At 44.0% G+C, this 18700-nt stretch carries 18 protein-coding genes; 2 read left to right on the top strand and 16 right to left on the bottom strand.

The window, feature by feature from the left end:
* Positions 1-19: 19 nt before the first annotated feature.
* From trxB to ACYRYY_RS02920, 10 genes are all read right to left on the bottom strand, one after another.
* Positions 20-982, bottom strand: coding sequence for a thioredoxin-disulfide reductase (trxB, locus tag ACYRYY_RS02965; RefSeq protein ID WP_460214006.1), 963 nt, complete (start codon positions 980-982; stop codon positions 20-22).
* On the bottom strand, positions 983-1516 hold the full coding sequence (locus tag ACYRYY_RS02960) for a TlpA family protein disulfide reductase (protein ID WP_460214005.1): 534 nt from the start codon (positions 1514-1516) through the stop codon (positions 983-985).
* A gap of 2 nt (positions 1517-1518) precedes the next feature.
* Positions 1519-2355 (bottom strand): carboxylating nicotinate-nucleotide diphosphorylase, encoded by an 837-nt coding sequence (gene nadC / locus ACYRYY_RS02955; RefSeq protein ID WP_460214004.1) that lies wholly within the window; start codon positions 2353-2355, stop codon positions 1519-1521.
* Positions 2346-4970, bottom strand: coding sequence for a valine--tRNA ligase (locus ACYRYY_RS02950; protein ID WP_460214003.1), 2625 nt, complete (start codon positions 4968-4970; stop codon positions 2346-2348). Before ACYRYY_RS02950 ends, nadC begins: the two co-directional genes overlap by 10 nt.
* An 18-nt stretch (positions 4971-4988) precedes the next feature.
* Positions 4989-5210, bottom strand: a complete 222-nt coding sequence (locus ACYRYY_RS02945; protein ID WP_460214002.1) for a hypothetical protein — start codon at positions 5208-5210, stop codon at positions 4989-4991.
* Positions 5211-5235: 25 nt separating this feature from the next.
* A complete protein-coding gene (locus ACYRYY_RS02940; protein ID WP_460214001.1) occupies positions 5236-5469 on the bottom strand; it encodes a hypothetical protein in 234 nt (77 codons plus the stop codon).
* Between the two features lie 2 nt (positions 5470-5471).
* On the bottom strand, positions 5472-5888 hold the full coding sequence (gene tsaE, locus ACYRYY_RS02935) for a tRNA (adenosine(37)-N6)-threonylcarbamoyltransferase complex ATPase subunit type 1 TsaE (RefSeq protein WP_460214000.1): 417 nt from the start codon (positions 5886-5888) through the stop codon (positions 5472-5474).
* Entirely contained in the window at positions 5872-7380 is a 1509-nt protein-coding gene (locus ACYRYY_RS02930; protein ID WP_460213999.1) for an NAD(P)H-hydrate dehydratase, read from the bottom strand. The genes tsaE and ACYRYY_RS02930 overlap by 17 nt, the downstream gene beginning before the upstream one ends.
* A gap of 2 nt (positions 7381-7382) precedes the next feature.
* Positions 7383-7568 carry a Trm112 family protein gene (locus ACYRYY_RS02925; RefSeq protein ID WP_460213998.1) on the bottom strand — a complete coding sequence of 62 codons (186 nt, stop codon included), beginning with the start codon at positions 7566-7568 and terminating at the stop codon, positions 7383-7385.
* Between the two features lie 167 nt (positions 7569-7735).
* The gene (locus ACYRYY_RS02920) at positions 7736-9073 is read right to left on the bottom strand and encodes a Fic family protein (protein ID WP_460213997.1); all 1338 of its coding nucleotides are present in this window, start codon (positions 9071-9073) and stop codon (positions 7736-7738) included.
* 149 nt (positions 9074-9222) lie between these two features.
* Here ACYRYY_RS02920 and ACYRYY_RS02915 point away from each other — a divergent pair, with 149 nt between their 5' ends.
* Positions 9223-10128: a TIGR01212 family radical SAM protein gene (locus ACYRYY_RS02915; RefSeq protein ID WP_460213996.1), complete on the top strand. Its 906-nt coding sequence runs from the start codon at positions 9223-9225 to the stop codon at positions 10126-10128.
* Entirely contained in the window at positions 10125-11537 is a 1413-nt protein-coding gene (gene cls / locus ACYRYY_RS02910) for a cardiolipin synthase (protein ID WP_460213995.1), read from the top strand. Before ACYRYY_RS02915 ends, cls begins: the two co-directional genes overlap by 4 nt.
* On the opposite strand, the gene ACYRYY_RS02905 is transcribed toward cls, so the two are convergent.
* The 6 genes from ACYRYY_RS02905 to carA form a co-directional block, all read right to left on the bottom strand.
* Positions 11534-12766 (bottom strand): EAL domain-containing protein, encoded by a 1233-nt coding sequence (locus tag ACYRYY_RS02905; RefSeq protein ID WP_460213994.1) that lies wholly within the window; start codon positions 12764-12766, stop codon positions 11534-11536. The genes cls and ACYRYY_RS02905 overlap by 4 nt on opposite strands.
* Positions 12767-12780: 14 nt before the next feature.
* Positions 12781-14037 carry an EAL domain-containing protein gene (locus ACYRYY_RS02900; RefSeq protein WP_460213993.1) on the bottom strand — a complete coding sequence of 419 codons (1257 nt, stop codon included), beginning with the start codon at positions 14035-14037 and terminating at the stop codon, positions 12781-12783.
* 97 nt (positions 14038-14134) lie between these two features.
* Positions 14135-15661, bottom strand: a complete 1527-nt coding sequence (locus tag ACYRYY_RS02895; RefSeq protein WP_460213992.1) for a DUF445 family protein — start codon at positions 15659-15661, stop codon at positions 14135-14137.
* A complete protein-coding gene (locus ACYRYY_RS02890; protein WP_460213991.1) occupies positions 15642-16556 on the bottom strand; it encodes a Ppx/GppA phosphatase family protein in 915 nt (304 codons plus the stop codon). The genes ACYRYY_RS02895 and ACYRYY_RS02890 overlap by 20 nt, the downstream gene beginning before the upstream one ends.
* A complete protein-coding gene (gene mltG / locus ACYRYY_RS02885; RefSeq protein ID WP_460213990.1) occupies positions 16556-17569 on the bottom strand; it encodes an endolytic transglycosylase MltG in 1014 nt (337 codons plus the stop codon). The genes ACYRYY_RS02890 and mltG overlap by 1 nt, the downstream gene beginning before the upstream one ends.
* A 3-nt stretch (positions 17570-17572) precedes the next feature.
* Positions 17573-18694, bottom strand: a complete 1122-nt coding sequence (gene carA / locus ACYRYY_RS02880) for a glutamine-hydrolyzing carbamoyl-phosphate synthase small subunit (protein WP_460213989.1) — start codon at positions 18692-18694, stop codon at positions 17573-17575.
* Positions 18695-18700: the final 6 nt, after the last annotated feature.

Genomic DNA, 18700 nt, shown 5'->3' with positions numbered 1-18700 from the left:
GAAAAAACTCCGTAAAAATTTATTGTTCAAAAACTTCGCCGATATATTTTCCGGCTGCCTTGGCGGCTACAGAGCCGTCAGCAACCGCTGTTGTTATCTGCCTCAAGGGTTTCCAGCGGACATCGCCGGCTGCGAATATCCCCGGAATATTTGTTTCTGTTGTTTCATCAGCCACTATAAAGCCGCTTTCATCAAGCTTGATAAAGTCTTTAACAAGCTCAGTATCAGCAGTCTGCCCGATAAAAACAAAGATTCCGGCTATCTCAAGCTCGGATTCCTCACCGGTTTTGACATTTTTCAGGGATATGGAGCTAACTTTCTGGTCACCGTTTACAGCAGTTACAACAGTATCCCATATGAAATTCATTTTTTCATGCTTAAGTGCCCTGTCCTGATATATTTTTGCGGCACGGAGTTTATCCCTGCGGTGAATAATTGTAACTTTGCTGGCAAATTTGGTCAGGTAAAGTCCTTCTTCCACTGCGGAATCGCCGCCGCCGATAACTGCTATTTCTCTGTCTTTATAGAAAGAACCGTCACAGGTGGCGCAGAAGGATACTCCACGTCCGAAAAATTTGTTTTCTCCGGGTACATCAAGCCTTTTCCAGTGGGCGCCCAGACAGAGTATCAGTGCCTTAGCCTTGAGCTGGAAGGGCAGGTTTTTTATGGTGAGGTATTTGTAGTCACCTTTGACTTCAATATTCTGACATTCTGCAGCACGTATAACAACGCCGAATTTTTCGGCATGGGCGTACATTTTTTCACTTAAGTCCGCACCCATTAAGCCTTCGGGAAATCCCGGATAATTCTCCACAAATTCTGTGGTGGCAACCTGCCCGCCGGGAAACTGCTTTTCAAGCACAAGGGTTTTAAGATTGTCACGGGCAGCATACATCGCAGCGGTAAGTCCAGCCGGCCCTGCGCCCAGAATCACAACATCATATTCTTCCTGAATATCCTGAAAGTTAAAAAAGTCCTGCATTTATACTCCTTTAAGTATGCGGATAAGCTTATCCACGGAGGGAACTTTGTCCTGATAAAGTATTGTGTTATCTTTATCCATCAAAAAAAAATGAGGCCAGCTCCGCACGCCGAAGTAGCCTGACAATAGTTCAGTATTACTCAAATATACGCTATTTTCAAGGATTTTATACTTTTTTCGTCCGAGCAGCTTATGTACTGATTCGGGCGTTTGTTCAATATCTGTAACCACTAACAGCTTCATATATCCTGCGTTTTCAATCTGCTTGAGTTCCGGCATAGCCTTCAGTATGAGGTTTGGATATATGTTGCTGGTAAAAAAGGTTTTTGTATTAAGGAATACAAGCATGACAGGCATGCCTATTTCATCTGTGGTAAAACTCTGGTTGTCAAGGGTACGAAATTCAAGTCTCTCCGCTTTGAATCCCTCCGGCAGGGCGTCATTGAATCTGCTCTGCCAAAGGGTGTAGAAGGCAAGGGCTATTATTCCGAAAACAAGAATGCTTTTGCCGTCAAAAAAGCGGATTTTCCTCAAGATTAACCTCTCATTTTGAGGCTTATGTCAACTCCTGTAGCCTGATGAGTGAGCGCTCCGATGGATACATAATCCACATCAATGTTTCTTAGCTTTTTAAGGAAGTCCATTGTTACGCCGCCGGAGACCTCAATTTTTGCACGTTTTTCTATAATTTTCACAGCTTCCTCAATGGTCGCTATGTCAAAGTTATCAAGCATGATTATGTCTGCTCCGGCTTCCACAGCTTCCTGAACTTCCTGAAGATTGCGGGTTTCGACCTCAACCTTAACAGTGGTGGGGATGAATCGGCGGACGTTTTTCACTGCGCCTGTTATGCTTCCCGCTGCGTCCACATGGTTGTCCTTAAGCATTACTCCGTCAAACAGACCGAGTCTGTGGTTCCAGCCGCCGCCTGTCTTCACTGCGTATTTCTCTATCCTGCGCCAGCCGGGGGTGGTTTTGCGGGTATCAAGAATTTTTATATTTGAATCACCAAGCGCCTCAACATATCTGGCGGTGTTTGTGGCAACGCCTGAAAGCCTTTGGAGAAAGTTAAGCGATGTTCTCTCACCTGTGAGGATCGAGCTTGCCGGACCTGTGACCTGACCGATTATACGCCGTTCACTCACACGCTCACCGTCTTTAACGGAGAACTCAACCTTAACATCATGATCAAGCATGAAATACACTTCCTGCGCAACTTTTGTACCGCAGATTATGCAGTCCTCCTTTGCTATGAAGTTGAAGGTTGCCTGAGATTTGAAGGATTCAAATGCTCCGGCTGTGAGATCTCCTGTACCTATATCTTCATCTAAGGCAAGCTGTATAAGCCTTTTGGTGTATCCGTTCATTTGCATTGGCTTTTCAGTCTCCTTAAGTTTTCTTCAATTTTGGCGGCGAGGGCTGTTGCATCCTCGAATTTCTTTTTATCCTTTTCGATAACTTCCGGCGCAGCATTTGCCAGATATTTTTCATTTTTCAGCTTTCCACCGTAAACATTAAGGTCTTTTTCGACTGCTTTCTGTTCTTTTTCCAGTTTTTTGATCTCCGCCTCAACATCGATCAAACCCTGAAGAGGGACATAAACAGTGAAACTGCCTGCAATATTGGCAACAGAATCAGCAGGTTCTGCATCAGTGAAGTCGAGGCTCTCAAGCCTTGCGAGGTTTATTACCCTGTCTTTTGCGTGGGTAAAAAGCTCTTTCATTTTTTCACTGTCTGTCTTAACCCAGGCCTTAAGCTGTTTGGACATGGATACGTTGTACTCGCCCCTTACGTTTCTGATAAGGCTTACAAGTTCGATTACCGCATCTGTCTCTTCCATCTCTTTCTGCCATGTAAAATCCAGTTCAGGATAGGTTTCAGCCATCACAGACTCTTTGCCTGTGAGCATCTTATAGATATATTCCGTTACGAAAGGCATAAACGGATGGAGTATTATCAATGATTTCTCAAGCACATAAGATGCAACAGCTATGGCGTCCGCCTTGGTTTCCTCGTTGTATATTCTGGGTTTGATAAACTCGATGTACCAGTCGCAGAATTTGTGCCAGAAGAAGCTGTATATACTTAGTGCGCCTTCGTTAAAGTCATATTTTTTAATCGCTTCCGCTGTCTGCTCCGCAGTTTTGCGCAGGTTCATGAGAATCCATTTATCTTCGATGCTCAGTTTATCCGCAGAGGGAAGGGGATTATTCTGCTCAACATTCATCATAATGAACCTTGAGGCGTTCCATATTTTGTTTACAAAGTTTCTGTAGCCTTCGATGCGCTCTTCGGACATTTTTATGTCACGCCCCTGCGCTGCGAATGCTGCGAGGGTGAAGCGGAAGGAATCGGCTCCGAACTTGTCTATCATCAGAAGGGGATCTATTACGTTCCCTTTGGATTTACTCATTTTCTGTCCGTGCTGGTCACGGACAAGGGCGTGGAGATACACCTCTTTAAAGGGCTTTTCTCTCATGAACTTATATCCGTCCATGATCATTCTCGCCACCCAGAAGAACAGAATATCGAAGCCTGTCACAAGGCAGGATGTGGGGTAGAATTTCTCAAGAGTTTTTGTTTGCTCCGGCCAGCCCATCGTAGAAAAAGGCCACAGGGCAGATGAAAACCATGTGTCAAGGACATCGGGATCCTGCCTTAAGCTTGAGCTTCCGCATTTGGGGCATGTGTCCGGATCTTCTGTTTCGACAATAACTTCGCCGCAGCCGTCACAATACCATGCGGGTATTCTGTGTCCCCACCATATCTGGCGGCTTATGCACCAGTCACGGATGTTGTACATCCATTCATAGTAGGTATTTTTCCATGATTCAGGATATATTTTGATGTCGCCTGTTTCCACGCCTTCGATGGCCTTTTCAGCCAGAGGTTTGATTTTTACAAACCACTGCTTAGAGATTGTGGGTTCAACCACTGTTGTGCATCTCTGGCAGTGTCCCACGCTGTGCATGTGGACATCTTTTTTAACGAAGAGACCAAGCTTATCAAGCTCTTCGATTACCTTTTTCCTTGCCTCGAATCTGTCCATTCCTGCGAACTGACCGCCGTTTGAGTTTACTTTTCCGCTCTCGTCCATCATTTTGACAGCGGGAAGGTTATGCCTTCTGCCTATTTCAAAGTCGTTAGGGTCATGTGCCGGAGTAACCTTCAGACAGCCTGTCCCCATCTCCATATCGACATATTCATCGCCGATTATGGGGATCTCGCGGTTCATAAGGGGGAGTATAACTGTTTTACCTATGAGGCTGTTATATCTCTCATCATCAGGATGAACAGCAACAGCAGTATCGCCGAGCATTGTTTCGGGTCTTGTTGTGGCGACTGTGAGTTTTATATCGCTGTCTTTGACAGGGTAGAGTATCTGATAAAATCCGCCTTCGGTGTCTTCGTGTTCGACCTCAAGATCGCTCAGGGCGGTGTGGCATCTGGGACACCAGTTAACTATATAGTCAGAACGGTAGATCAGTCCTTCTTTGTAAAGAGTTACAAACACCTTGCGGACAGCATCGCTCAAGCCTTCATCCATGGTGAAGCGCTCACGCTCCCAGTCACATGAACAGCCGAGGCGCCTGAGCTGGTTTATTATTGTTCCGCCTGATTCCTCACGCCATTTCCAGACCCTTTCTATGAAAGCTTCTCGTCCGACTGCGTGTCTGTCTGTTCCTTCTGCGGCAAGCTGTTTCTCCACAACGTTCTGCGTTGCGATTCCTGCATGGTCTGTGCCGGGCATCCAGAGAGCTTCAAAACCAGCAAGGCGGTGATAGCGGATGAGAATATCCTGCAATGTGTTATTCAGAGCATGCCCCATGTGAAGTGAGCCTGTGACGTTTGGAGGCGGTATGACTATAGAGTAGGCGGGTTTTTCAGAGTTTTCATCTGCATGAAATCTGTTGTCTCTTATCCACTCCGCATAAATGTCTGCTTCAAATTCTTTCGGGTCAATTCGCGTAGGTATTTCTTTCGGCATTCTTATCAGCTCCGTCTATTATGAAAGTTTTGATTTATCAAGTTCTTTCTCAATCGCTGTATTAACCTTGGAGTTAATGTCCGCAAGCAGCTTTTCCAGCGATTTCAGTCTTCTTCTGTTCAGTGCTATTTCCTCGTCCGTAAGCTCTGTATCGCTCAGAACCTGGTAAGTATGCTCAATTTCCTGAATGATCAGGTTAAGATCCTCAAGTCCGTTTTTGACGATAAGTATTTTATTCACATCCTCTTCGGAGAGGTTAGGTCTGTTAATGGGGATATCCTTTCGGTTTATCGTCATCGTCTATGAGCGAATCAAGGTCATCAGGCGATACATTGTCCCACTCAAGCTCGCCTTCGGGGATTATTCTGTCGAAAAGCTCGCCGCAGAACTGGCATTCGTAATGATATATTGTCCATATCATATTGTCTATGGCGACTTCTGTAGGCTCAAGCTCTTCCAGTTTTTCGTCACCGCAGTAGGGGCAGTATTTGGGTATCATATCTATTCCTTTATGTGCAGCTCTCTCTTGTTGCCGCCGAGATTTTTTATATCAATTTTTACAAAACTTTCAAGCTCGTCTTCAAGGCTGAACTTCTCTGCCCATTCGATAAACTTTGTGGCATTTTCCTCCATAGTCTCAAAAAAGCCTATTGTTTCAAGTTCTTCAAAGTGATTGAGCCTATAGAGATCGAAGTGGAGTATATCTGTTTCTCCTCTGTATCTCTGCATCAGGGTGAAAGTGGGGCTTGAGCCTTCCTCCATACAGCCTGAAGCTTTGGCAAATGCCTTAACAAAGGTTGTTTTACCCGCACCGAGGTTGCCGTTGAGGAGAACTGTCTTTCCCGTGAGTGTGCTTATGAGGCTTTTTGCCGTTTCCGCTGTTTCCTCCGGTGATGATGTGTTAATCTTCAAGCTCACTTATCACCGTTCCGATCTGCTGTATGACATGGGAGGTCATAACGCTTCTTTCACTCATTTCCTCTGCGGCTTTTTTCCCTGCTGCGCCAAGTATGTAGCAGCCGAGAACAGTGGCTTCTGCGGGTTCATAACCCTGGGAGATAAAGCCTGTTATCAGTCCCGTGAGGCAGTCTCCGCTGCCGCCTTTTGCAAGGGCGGGTGAGCCGTTTATGTTTATGAAGGTTATTCCTTCGGGGGTTGCGATTATGGTATCAGCACTTTTCAGCACGAGGACAACACCGTTTTCTGCGGCAAATGAGCGTGCAAGATTCAGTCTGTCCGCCTGAACCTGTTCGGTACTAAGCCCTGTCATGCGTGCAAATTCGCCTATATGCGGCGTAAGCACAGCACGTCCTGAAAGTGCGGCAAGGATTGTTTTATCAGTGTGATACAGCCCGTCAGCATCTATCACTACCGGAAGTGAGGTTGATTTGAGTGTTTTGCGGATAAACTCGCCTGTTTCCTCATTTCTGCCGATTCCTGTGCCGATGGCTAGAACTTTTTTGTCTTTCAGAAAGCTGACGGCATCAAGGTAATCCTCTCCGTGGAAATGGTCGCCCTTGCCCACGGGAAAGCTCATTACCTCAAATGCTCCGGTTTCAGCCGCATAATTCAGGCTGGCGGGGAGCATGCAGGTTACGAGCCCTGCACCTGCGGAAAGGCATGATAATGACGCCATCATAGCGGCACCTGTTTTTCCTGCTGAACCGCCTGCAATCACCGCATGACCGTATGTTCCTTTGTGGGAATCTTCACTGCGCTGAGGGATGCGGGGCAGCAGATCTTCTGTTATGAGAAAAAGACCTTCGGACACCTTATCCACATTGAAATCGGGTATGGAAATATCTGTTACGGCGATTTCACCGCAGAATTTCTTGGCAGGGTACATGCAGTGCGGTATCTTCGGGCGGCAGAATGTCACAGTGGCGTCTGCATCAACGCATATGCCTGAAACATTGTGGGAACTGCCTGAAAGACCGCTTGGTATATCTATTGAAATTACGTAGTTTGATGTCTCGTTCACTGACTCAATCAGTTCTGCGTAAAATCCTGCTACTTCACCCTTAAAGCCTGTGCCGAAAACAGCATCGACAGTTATGTCGTATGAATCGAAGAGGGGGGCTTCGCCGTCCAGCTCTATTATGCTTACAGGAAAATTAAGGAGAATGTCGTAGTTAAGCTTAGCATCGCCCTTGAGTTTTTCAGGGTGACAGGCAAAAACATCAACAATAACCCCTGCGTTTGCAAGGTGACGGGCAAGGGCGAAGCCGTCTCCGCCGTTGTTGCCTGAGCCCGCAGCAATAGCTATCCTCTCCTTCGGAACATCAAGGGAGGCAATATATTCAAAAACACTTCTGGCGGCGTTTTCCATTAATACGGCAGAAGGGATTCCGGTTTCCTGAATAGTGAGTCTGTCCGCCTCGGACATGGAGGCAGAATTAAGAATTTCCATGATTAATACTCTTCCGTGTTTTCAACCTGTTTGGCTTCGTCAATAAGCATAACTGGAATATCGTCTTTTATCTCATACACAAGCCTGCATGTGTCGCATACAATGGATTTTCCGTTTTTGGATACTCTTACGCCCGTTTTGCATTTCGGACATGCAAGCACTTCTATAAGTTCTGGTTTTAAAGCCATTATGTCGCTCCGAGTACAGTTTGAATTAATGTAAGATATTATAGCAACAAATACAAGAAAGGAAATTAATTGAAGAGAATAGTGGCAAATACTAATTAATACGAAATTAGTAGATGTGTTGTGTCAATAATATATCAGTCTTTTTTTATGATAGACTTACTTAAATACTAATAGTTTTTGAGCTTATCCATAAGATTATCTTGAGGTATAAAAACATATGTTCTGCCGAACTTCACCATTTTCATAAAGCCTAGCTTCTCAAGTTCAAGAAGGTCCGTTCTGGCAGTTTCATAGGTTATATTATGATAATTTTTATGCTCTGCGATTGTGTATCTGCTGTTTGGGTTATGTGTAATTTTTCTGAACAGATCGATCTGCCTATGATTAAAATTTGCTTTAATTTTTGCTGATCTTAAAACTGATTCTGTTGCGGAGTTTTCATTTGTTTTTCTGATAATATAGGCGTACATATTTTCTATTGCCTGCTTAATTACTTCCATTTGATGAATAATAAAATAAGTTACGTCACCTCCGTCTGTTTCTGTATAAAGATACGATTTAGCATATTGAGACGGAGCTTTTTTCAGTATTTGGGATATGGATATAAATTCTATAATCCAATATCCGTATTTTAATGCAGACCAGTAAAAAAGTGCCCTTGCTGTTCGCCCGTTTCCATCAATAAATGGGTGATCGTAGCCGATCATAAAATGCAGAATAATCGATTTCATGATAGGAAATATAAAATAGTCTTCATCTTCTTTATTGATAAAATCGCAAAGTACTTTAATCCTGTTCGGAAGTTCCCCTGCTTTTGGCGGAATATGAAGAGTTGCACCATCTCTGTTATCAACAACTGTAACACTATCTTCATCAGTGCGGAAAGTACCTGCCTTTAGCGGGTTTTCCAGAGTGTTTTCTGTGAGTATACGGTGAATCTCAAAAATTAATTCAGGGGTTAAGCTTTCATCTTTTTTATCTTTTATAAATTGCATTGCACGATAATTGTTCATGATCATCTGCTGACTTTTATCTTTTGGTTTAGAATCAGACAATATCATTTTTTTTGCAGCATCCCGTGTGGTTGAAGCTCCTTCAAGCTGGCTTGAGCGTATTGCTTCTTCAATAATTGAGCTTACGAGAAAGCGTTCCTTGTGCCCTCCTTCATTAAGTTCTTTTGGAGCATCAACAGTTCCGCATGCGTGTTTATCTATATAGCTGTTAAGCTTCAGAATAGGTTCAGGTATACAGAAAGAAAAATTTGTTTGATTTTTCAACTTGAAAGCAAGATGTGATGATATTTTTAAACGTGTATTTTTAATAGCGAGCCAATATTCATCCTTAGTGAACCCCTCTGGAGATTTTTTGTGGATTATTTCATCCCAGTGAAGATAACGCCCTTTTTCATCCACGGGTTTTACATTCAGCATAAAAATATCAAATAGTCTGTCATGATCTAATTCTGCTATATCACTTATTTGCGGCGGAATTTGGGGAAGCTTCAATTTTATCTCCAAATACTAATTTAGTAATAATTAGTATATAGCTTGAGCAGTATTTTGTAAATTATAAATCTTTTCAAACTAACAGATTGGTATATAATGAAATATCAACCAATGACTTTTTTATAAACCATTAGTATTTAGGAAAACTGATGACTGAACACCTTTATCTTGACTTAAATACCTATCTCCGCCGGCGTTTCGGGCAGAAGGTTTGGAAAGTGCCTGTCGATGCCGGATTCACATGCCCCAACAGGGACGGAACCAAGGGGCTCAACGGGTGCATTTACTGCAATAACGAATCCTTCTCCGGGGCTTCAGCAGGTGAGATTACCGGGCAGGTGAAGAAGCGTATTGAGGCGCTTAAACGGAAGAATATAAACGCATACATAGTGTATTTTCAGTCATACTCAAATACTTACGGTTCTGTGAGTGAGATAAAAACAAAGCTTGAAAGCGCACTCATTGACGATGGAATAGTTTCTATTCACATAGGCACCCGTCCAGACACTGTAGATGATGAAAAACTTGATTATCTGGCGGAGTTAAATAAACGCTACGAAGTTGTTGTGGAATATGGGCTTCAGTCCTCCAACCCTGAAACACTCCGCATTATAAACCGTGGGCATACTGCGGATGATTTTGCTGATGCTGTGCGTAAAACATCTGAACGGGGCATAAAGTCATGCGCTCATATAATCCTTGGTCTGCCCAATGACACAAGGGAGGACATGCTGGAAACAGCCCGCTTTGCCGCTGCCTGCGGTGTTCATTCCGTAAAGTTTCACCACCTCCACATCGTAAAAGATACAGAGCTTGAAAATATTTATAAACAGGGTAAAATTAAAGTTATGGACGTGCGTGAATATGCGAATATTCTTGCTGAGTGCATAGCACTTCTGCCGGATGAAACCGTTATCGCCCGTCTTATGGGGGATGCAGCGGGTGACACGCTTATCGCACCGAAATGGGAAATTTCCAAAAACGGGTTTATTGATCTTCTCAAAAGTGTAATGCGTGAAAAGGGACTGCGTCAGGGAGTTTTATTCAGGAAATGATGACAGCGTTTGTCAATTTCTTTTTTCAGCATCTGGGCGAGGTAATTTCTCTTATTCTTGTCCTTGTTATCCTTTCAGGCAGGAGAGAAGCGAGGGCGAACTTCTCTTGGCTGATGGTTGTGGTGCTTTTCCCTTTCGTGGGCGCTGTGATGTATATTCTTCTCGGTAATCCGAGGCTTAAGCGCATGGTTGAGCAGAAATTCAAGTCCTACCGTTCCATTGATCTCAAGAAATACGTAAAACATGATGAAGAGTTTGATAAAAGCGGTCTTGGCGCCCTTGTGGAAAATATCACAGGCGTTTCTCCGCATATGTGCAGCAACTTAAAACTCATCATCGGCGGCGGAGAGAAATATTCTCTTCTGGGTGAAGATATAAGCGGTGCAGAGAAGTATGTTCTCATGGAATATTACGTATTCAGGAATGATTTTGCAGGGAAATTTTTTGCTGATATGCTTATCGAAACTGCCGAAAGAGGCGTTAAGGTTTTCCTTCTTGTGGATGGTTTCGGCTCTTTTCTTTTTACTCTCAGCAGAACTTACAGAAGGCTGAAGAAAAGCAAGGTGAATATAGCTGTATTTCATCCGCCTCTGGGTTTTAAAACTGTTTCAAGGATGAACTTCCGCAACCACAGGAAGATAGCCGTAATAGACGGACGCATCTGCTACACAGGCGGAATGAATATCGGCAGTGAATACATGGGCGGTCTGTTCGGCAACAGAAAATGGTTTGATGCACACCTTTCATTTGAAGGGGATGCAGTGTACCCTGTTGAAGAGGTTTTCGCTGAGGACTGGCTTTTTGCAACAGGTGAGAATATTGAAGAGCTGATAAAAAGCGCTCAGGTTGAGCGGGGCGGGGATACCACGCTTCAGGTTGTTCCCTCCGGTCCGCATATGCCACGCCCGCTGATATACAGCACGCTTTTCAGTACACTGAACAGGGCGAGAAAGTCTGTTGTCATAGTTACTCCTTACCTTGTTCCTGATCAGCCTGTTATAGAAACCCTGAAAAATATCAGCCGTCAGGGGATAGATGTCACTGTTATCCTCCCCGGTAAGAACAATCAGCCGCTTGCCGCCGCTGCCGGACGCTCCTATTACGAGGAACTGATCGAGAACGGCGTTAAGATATATGAGACAAAAGGCATAATGCTTCACGCCAAGATTGTAGTGATAGATGATTATTTTGTGATTACGGGTTCAGCGAACATGGACGGCAGAAGCTTTAAGATCAACTTCGAGCTTAATATCGTTGCTTATTCCGGCGCATTTGCCGAGGATGTGGGACGGCTTGTGAAGTATTATCTCTGCCATTCGGAGGAAATGGATCTTAAAACGATCAAAGCACGTCCCTTTGCCCTTCGTGTATTTGAAGGAGTGTGCCGTACTCTGGGACCTGTTCTTTAATCCTGAATATCTAGTTTCTGCTCTATGAAGTCTATACAGACGATATAATCCTTTGCGCCTGCGTTTGTACGGAACGATGCTGTTCTGCAAAGTTGACCGGAGGCGAGGGATATATAGGGGTTCGTGTAGAATCTTTCAAGCCCTAAGTGACTTATGTAGTAATAATAATCTTTCAGTGAGTGGTCATCCAGCTCTTCTGCGGGTCTGAAAAAATGATTATGTTTCAGGTTTTTTTTGCCGCATCCGCAGATGGTCGGACCTATCTGTGTACCGCTCGAATCAAGAAGGTAAATGCACTGAACCGAATCATTTCCGTTTGCCGTTTCCTGAAACTCCTGAAAAAAGTCTTTTATCGCCAGCTTGTTGAGCCTGCCTTCGACCTCTTCGATTATCTTCTGGTTTTCCTTATGCTTCTCTTTATTCTCATGGATGGAGGTTTCAATATTTTTCTTTATTTTATCTGCGCAGGTCAGAACTTTATTGAGGCAGCTTTCCACGGCTATTTCATCGTATGCGCCTGGTCTTGCGAAGTAAAATCCCTGATAGAGATCTATACCCATTTCGTAGCAGGTGAGAATGTCTACCTCTTCCTCAAGCCCTTCGGCAAGGGTCAGAGAGCCGATTGTCTTTGCCAGCTCTATGATCGATTTTATTATTGAACGCTGGTAGTAGCTCTTGCTGACATTATGCACCAGACAGCGGTCGATCTTGATAATATCAGGCTTGGTGATCACCAGCCTGTTAAGGTTTGAATGAAGAGCGCCGAAATCATCAAGCGCCACAAAGAAGCCGATCTCGCGGTACTTTTCTATAACTTCTATGAGTTTGCCGTTGTTCTCAACCGCTGACTCAACAATTTCTATGGCTATGTTGCTGTAGTCAATCCCTTCGGAATCAGCGTACTGCTTAGTGAGCATCTGTAACTCACCGTCCTGATTAAGCACTGAGGTGTTGAGATTTACAAACAGAACCATATCTCTGTGGTTTTTGATTTTATTGAAGTTTTTGATCGCAGTTCTGCGGCAGAGCCTGTCGAGTTCTATTGATTTTCCGTTTTGCTCTGCTGCATCAAAAAGCAGGTTAGGGGGAATGATACTGTCGTCTGACGGACTGCATCCTCTGGTAAGGGCTTCAAGACCGACTATTTTTTTGCGTTTCAGACTGACTATCGGCTGAAAGGCGGTTATGATTGATTCCTTATCCAGTATTTCTGTTATATCGAAGTTCAAATGACTCACCATGCTCACAGCGAACTGCTTTTTTTAAGGTTAAGTTCTGTTTCCATCTCAACGAAGTCGATGCAGACAACCTCCTCATGCCCGTTGCGTATATATCTGGAAGACATGGTTCTGCATAATCTGCCGGATAAAATGGACATGAAAGGATCAGTATAAAACTTTTTAATATCAAGACGCATCAAAAAATAATAATAATCTTTTAACGAATGATCCATATTTTCGGTGCTTGGCCAGTATAACCTGTGGAAGCCGTTCTTAGAAACACACGTCCCGCTGATCGCCTGAGAGGTCTGAATTCCTTCACTGTCAAGGATGCATATTTTTTCTATTTCCTGATGTCTGCCAATAATTTCTTCAAGAAAACGGATTTCGGCCGCTTCGCCTGATGAACGTATTTCGTCAACAATATTGTCAAGTATAGCTTCAAAATGCTTATGCTGCTGTTGTTTTCTGCTGATGATGCCATTGAGGTGAATTTTGATGCTTTTAGATATTTTTTTAATTTCCTCAGAGCAGCTTTCTTTTATCTTTTCAAACTCGCTTACCGGTTCGCTGAAGTAAAATCCCTGAAAAAGATCTACTCCAAGCTCGTAGCATTTTATAATATCCTCTTCTGTCTCAAGCCCTTCTGCCAGTGTGAGGGAGCCTATTTTCCGTGAGAGTTCAATTATTGAGCGAACTATGGACTGCTGGTAGTAATCATTATTCATATTGGCAACAAGAGAACGGTCGATTTTGATGATATTCGGCTTTGATTTGACTATGCGATCCAGATTAGAGTGATATGCGCCGAAATCATCCAGAGTTACAAAAAAACCGTAATCTTTATGCTTATTTACGAAGTGGACGAGGTTCTCATTCTTCTCCACACGGGATTCAACAATTTCTATGGCGATCATGCTGCAGTCGATGCCTGCAGCATCAGCAAAGGATTTTGTCCATGACTTGCCGTTTATTTCGATCATATCAAGTATGGATGCGTCAAGGTTTATAAAGAGAATAAGCTCTTCATTTTGAGCGAATTCACGGAAGTTTTCCAGAGCTTTCTTACGGCATAGCCTGTCCAGCTCCACAAGGCAGTTATTTTGCTTTGCAGACTCAAACATTGCGGCAGGAGGAATAACAGAACCGCAGACAGGCTTAATGCCTCTGCTGAGAGCCTCTATCCCCACAACCCGTTTTTCCTTCAGGCTGATGATAGGCTGGAAGTGAGTTATCACACTTTCCTTTTCAATAATTTCCCGAATGTTGAACTCGTTCACCAATCACCGTAAAATACTACATATAAATTAGTAGCCAGAATATTGTATTTGTAAGTCATTTTGCAAGAAGTAATTTTTAGTTAGCTTGCGTAATATGTTATTGGGTCTGCATAAAAATAAGCACAGCAACCTGAACAAGCCCGAAAATAAAACCCAGAACAAAACCGAGTCTGTTGATCCATTTGAACTGGTCCTTCATGAAGTCGAAGAGAATATCCTCAACCTCATAAAGATTTAGTGTATTTATTTTTTTCTCAACGATTCCCGGCAGATCAACCGCACGCACCATGCCCGGCACATTTTTTTCCAGAAGAATGTTTATCTCATCTGTGAGTTTTGCCTTAACGGCAAAAAATGATTTCTTAGGCATGCCGTCATATAAGTTTGCAGCTCTTATGCTTTTTAGTATTTTGTATATTGCATGGGGCAGAGTGTTTTTTAGTACACCTGAGCCGGCAAGCCTTGTGATGAGCGCAGACGCAGTACCTTCGTTTTTGAGGTCTATTCCTATCATTTTCGCCGCCGAGCCTATTGTGGCTCCCCTCTCTTCGAGCATCATGCAGGCGGCTTTTGATATGCTTTCGGCAAAGCTTTCTGAAGAAAGGTATTTCTGAATGCGGGTGATGTAATCACTTCTGACTTCGTATATTGTTTCAAAGCCTATTTTGCCCGCATGGGCGTAAAGAGGTTTCTTGAGAAATTCGTCAATTTTACCTTTGATCCCTTTTGAGATGCGCTGTTTGAGCGCCGGATCTGTTTTGATTCCATTAATCAGTTTAGGCAGATGCTCCTGAACAAGGTCGTTTATACTGTCCTCATTGAGAAACATATTGAGAAAGCCTAGCTTGAGCTGATCAAACCCGCTGCCGCCGAACATGCTGTCTTTGAGGCTTATGAGTCTTTCCGCAACCTTTTTTCTTGAATTTTCATCCTCAAAAAGTTTATCCAGAATATCCAGAGCCTTGTCAGTGAGAAAGTCCGCCACTTTTCCTGTGGATTGATTGAGCTTATCAGGCAACAGGTCGGAAAAGGATTTGCCGGAAAGAACAAGGTTGTTAAGCCTGTTTGATATTTCGTTTATAACGGCGGGCTGCCATTTACCTTCGGTAAAAACTTTCCTTATAACAGGTTCGAGACCGCCTTCGGGAGCAAGAGTGTTCAGCTCCGTATCTGCCAGCCGCTCAAGCATAGGAGCTGTTATGGATGAAAGAGCCTCGCTTATGCTGTTTAGGGTTGTTTCATCTGCAAGGATATCGGAGAGTTTCTTTATCACTGTCTCTTCATGGAGACCGATTTTCTCTAAGATATCGCTTATGCTTCCATGGTCTGTCTTTAGAAAATTTTCAAGTTCTTTTTCAATTGTATCGGATATAGCACTCTGCACGTTGTCTGATTTGACAGCCTTTGCTATTTCCTCTTCTCCGATGAGTTTTTCACCCACCATAATACCGACTTTGGAGGCAAGCTTTGAACGGTTGCGTGGGATCACACCTATCCAGCCGAAGGAGTACCACCTGCGCTTGTGGGGGCGGAAAAGCATTTTGATGGCAAGCCAGTTGGTTACATAACCAACAAAGCCCGTTACAAAAGGTGTTACGATAAAACTAACTGACAGCGGCTGCAACAGCAAGACCCTCCCTCAAACCAAAATCGGACACTGTAAGAGTGTCCATACCTGTCATACTCATAAGCTCCAGAGTTATCAGAGTTCCGGGGATGAGCAGATCCTCTCTTCCTTTTTCCATACCGGGAATAGAAAGTCTTTCCTCTGACGAGAGCGAGCATAACCTTGAGAATATTTGTTCTATCCTCGATTTTTTCAAGGGGTATCCGTTTATTTTTTTCCAGTCGTATGTTGTCATCCCCAGATCAATGGCTGCGAGGGTTGTGGGTGTGCCCGCACTGCCGATTAGTAATTCCGGCTGAAAATCCATCTCATTTTTCACGTCATTCAGGATGGTGAAAAGAGGGATGCGTATCCTGTCCATATGTTCTTCGATGCAAGGCTCACGGAAGTTATAGGAGTCTGCCATTTTCACAACTCCGAGGGGAATGCTCATAACCTTTGCTGGCACATTCGGCTCAGTGTAAATAAATTCGGTGGAGCCTCCGCCTATATCAAAAATAAGAGTTCTCTGCCCGCCGGTTTCAATACCCGCCTGAACTCCCGCAAGCTCCAGTGCTGCTTCGGTTTCACCGTTTATAACACTTATATCTATGCCTATTTCCTTTGCAGGTATCAGCAAATCGTCTTTATTAGTACATTCACGCACAGCACTTGTTGCCACTGCGGTTATTTTTTCCGACTTATGCTCAGATGCTGCTGTAATAAATTTTTGTAGAGCTATCAGTGTTTTTAATACAGATTCCTCAGATATTCTGCCGGTATTCTTCAGCCCGCTGCCGAGTCTGGTTATTATTCTGTCGGAGTGAACAATTTCAGTAAGAACTCCGTGTTCTATATCGGCTATTATGAGCCTTACTGCGTTTGAGCCTATGTCTATGGCGGCTACTCTCATTATTTGCCTCTTCTTATCTGATGCAGATAAACCTGTCTGCGGTGTTCGTCATATGTCTTTGAAAAAACGTGAGTTCCGTCCTGCCTCGCCACAAAATAGAGGAAGGGCGTGTCCGCCGGATAGGCAGCAGCTTCAAGGGACTGTCTGTCCGGGTTTGAGATAGGAGTGGGGGGGAGACCTCTGATCACATATGTGTTGTAAGGGTTTTCACCGTCTTTGATGTCTTCTTTGCGGATATTGCCGTCAAATTCGGCGTATTTGCCGTATATAATAGTGGGATCAGCCTGAAGCCGCATTCGTTTTTTCAGCCTGTTATAAAAAACAGATGCAACTGTCTTTGCCTCTTCATCTATATATGTTTCTTTCTGGACAATGGAGGCAAGGATCAGCGCATCATAAAAGCTTAAGCCTTTTTCTTCTGCCCGTGCGTCAAAATCTTCCGGCAGATTGCGCTGAAAGTTCATGTACATTGTGCGGATTATGTAGTCAGCTTTGGTATATGGAGGAAAAAAGTAGGTGTCGGGATAAAGAAATCCTTCAATTGTCGGTGCCTGAACGCCTGTCAGGCTGAATATGAATGAATCATCCAGCGCTGTTTTGAGAAATTCTTCAGCATTGATGATTTTGGTATTTTCCAGAACCGCCGCTATATCGTGTATATTGTAGCCTTCAGGGATTGTAACTTTCAGTGTGGACTGCGTGCCTCTGAGAATATTTTCAAGATAATCCTTCAGCAGTGTATTTTCTGCACGGTAGTATCCATATTTTATCCTGCGGTCGGCTTTTTTTACACGGATAAGATATTCTCTGAAGTAGGGAGGGGTGTTCAGATGGGCGAACACCCTTTCATAAAATTCATTGAAATTACTGTTTTTAGGCAGATCCAGTTCAAGGGTGATTTCCGTTGTTTCAAGGAACTTTTCGCACTTGACTATCCAGATGCCCAGAACAGCAGTTGCAGCAAAGGCTAAAGCCGCTGTAACAACAACGGCTGCGATGATTTTTTTAACCATCCCTTACGCCTTGCACTCCTCGATCATGTCCACAAATCTTTTGAAAAGATAAGTGGCGTCGTGGGGCCCGGGTCCGTTTTCGGGGTGGTACTGAACGGAGAATATAGGGTATTTTTTATGTTTAAGACCCTCGACTGTTTTATCGTTGAGATTCATGTGAGTTACTTCCACCTGATCTCCGAGGCTGTCAACATCCACAGCAAAGCAGTGGTTCTGTGCTGTTATCTCTACTTTGCCCGTCTCGCTGTCCATAACAGGCTGATTGCCGCCGTGATGACCGAATTTGAGCTTGTATGTTTTTCCTCCGAGGGCGAGACCAAGTATCTGGTTGCCAAGGCATATCCCGAACATCGGGTATTTGCCCACAAGCTGCTTTGTAAGCTCTATACCGTATGTAACGGCTTCAGGGTCGCCCGGTCCGTTTGAGAGGAATACACCGTCCGGTTTGAGAGCGTCAATTTCTTCAATCTTTGAATCAGCGGGAACCACGGTAACTTTACAGCCGAGGTCAGCCATATTACGGAGAATGTTTCTTTTTATACCGAAGTCTACTGCGACTATGTGATATTTGGGTTTTTCAAGGTTGTTGTATCCCTCGCCAAGCTGCCAGCTTGTCTGTGTCCATTCGTAGGGCTTTTTGCAGGTCACTTCTTTTACAAGGTCTTTGCCTATAATGGTCTGAATGGCTGCCGCCTGCTTTTTAAGGGCTTCAAGGTCTTCCGTCTGGGTGGTGATAACGGCGTTCATTGAGCCTCTTTCCCTGATATGGCGTACAAGCTTTCTGGTATCTATGCCTTCAATGCCGATTACTCCGTATTTTTTCAGGAAATCGCCGAGGCTTCCATTTGACCTGTAGTTGGAGTGAACCCTGCTGTGTTCTTTTACTATAAATGCGGAGAGGTAAGGGCGGTCGGCCTCAAAGTCTTCCTCATTTACACCGTAGTTGCCTATGAGGGGGTAGGTCATCGCCACCATCTGCCCGTAGTATGAGGGGTCGGTGAGTATTTCCTGATAGCCTGTAATAGAGGTATTAAAAACTACTTCACCTTCGGACGTTCCTTCCGCCCCGAAACTTTTTCCTTCAAAAACAGTGCCGTCTTCCAGCACAAGAAAAGCCTTGCTCATTAATAC

This window comes from Geovibrio sp. ADMFC3, assembly GCF_054687035.1.
This window is presented reverse-complemented; position numbering and strand designations above follow the sequence as displayed.

What these genes read in the sequence shown, in the direction of transcription:
- trxB (WP_460214006.1), bottom strand. Translation starts at nt 982, where the DNA reads ATGCAGGACTTTTTTAACTTTCAGGATATTCAGGAAGAATATGATGTT.
- nadC (WP_460214004.1), bottom strand. Translation starts at nt 2,355, where the DNA reads ATGCAAATGAACGGATACACCAAAAGGCTTATACAGCTTGCCTTAGAT.
- ACYRYY_RS02950 (WP_460214003.1), bottom strand. Translation starts at nt 4,970, where the DNA reads ATGCCGAAAGAAATACCTACGCGAATTGACCCGAAAGAATTTGAAGCA.
- ACYRYY_RS02940 (WP_460214001.1), bottom strand. Translation starts at nt 5,469, where the DNA reads ATGATACCCAAATACTGCCCCTACTGCGGTGACGAAAAACTGGAAGAG.
- ACYRYY_RS02930 (WP_460213999.1), bottom strand. Translation starts at nt 7,380, where the DNA reads ATGGAAATTCTTAATTCTGCCTCCATGTCCGAGGCGGACAGACTCACT.
- ACYRYY_RS02925 (WP_460213998.1), bottom strand. Translation starts at nt 7,568, where the DNA reads ATGGCTTTAAAACCAGAACTTATAGAAGTGCTTGCATGTCCGAAATGC.
- ACYRYY_RS02915 (WP_460213996.1), top strand. Translation starts at nt 9,223, where the DNA reads ATGACTGAACACCTTTATCTTGACTTAAATACCTATCTCCGCCGGCGT.
- cls (WP_460213995.1), top strand. Translation starts at nt 10,125, where the DNA reads ATGATGACAGCGTTTGTCAATTTCTTTTTTCAGCATCTGGGCGAGGTA.
- ACYRYY_RS02890 (WP_460213991.1), bottom strand. Translation starts at nt 16,556, where the DNA reads ATGAGAGTAGCCGCCATAGACATAGGCTCAAACGCAGTAAGGCTCATA.
- mltG (WP_460213990.1), bottom strand. Translation starts at nt 17,569, where the DNA reads ATGGTTAAAAAAATCATCGCAGCCGTTGTTGTTACAGCGGCTTTAGCC.
- carA (WP_460213989.1), bottom strand. Translation starts at nt 18,694, where the DNA reads ATGAGCAAGGCTTTTCTTGTGCTGGAAGACGGCACTGTTTTTGAAGGA.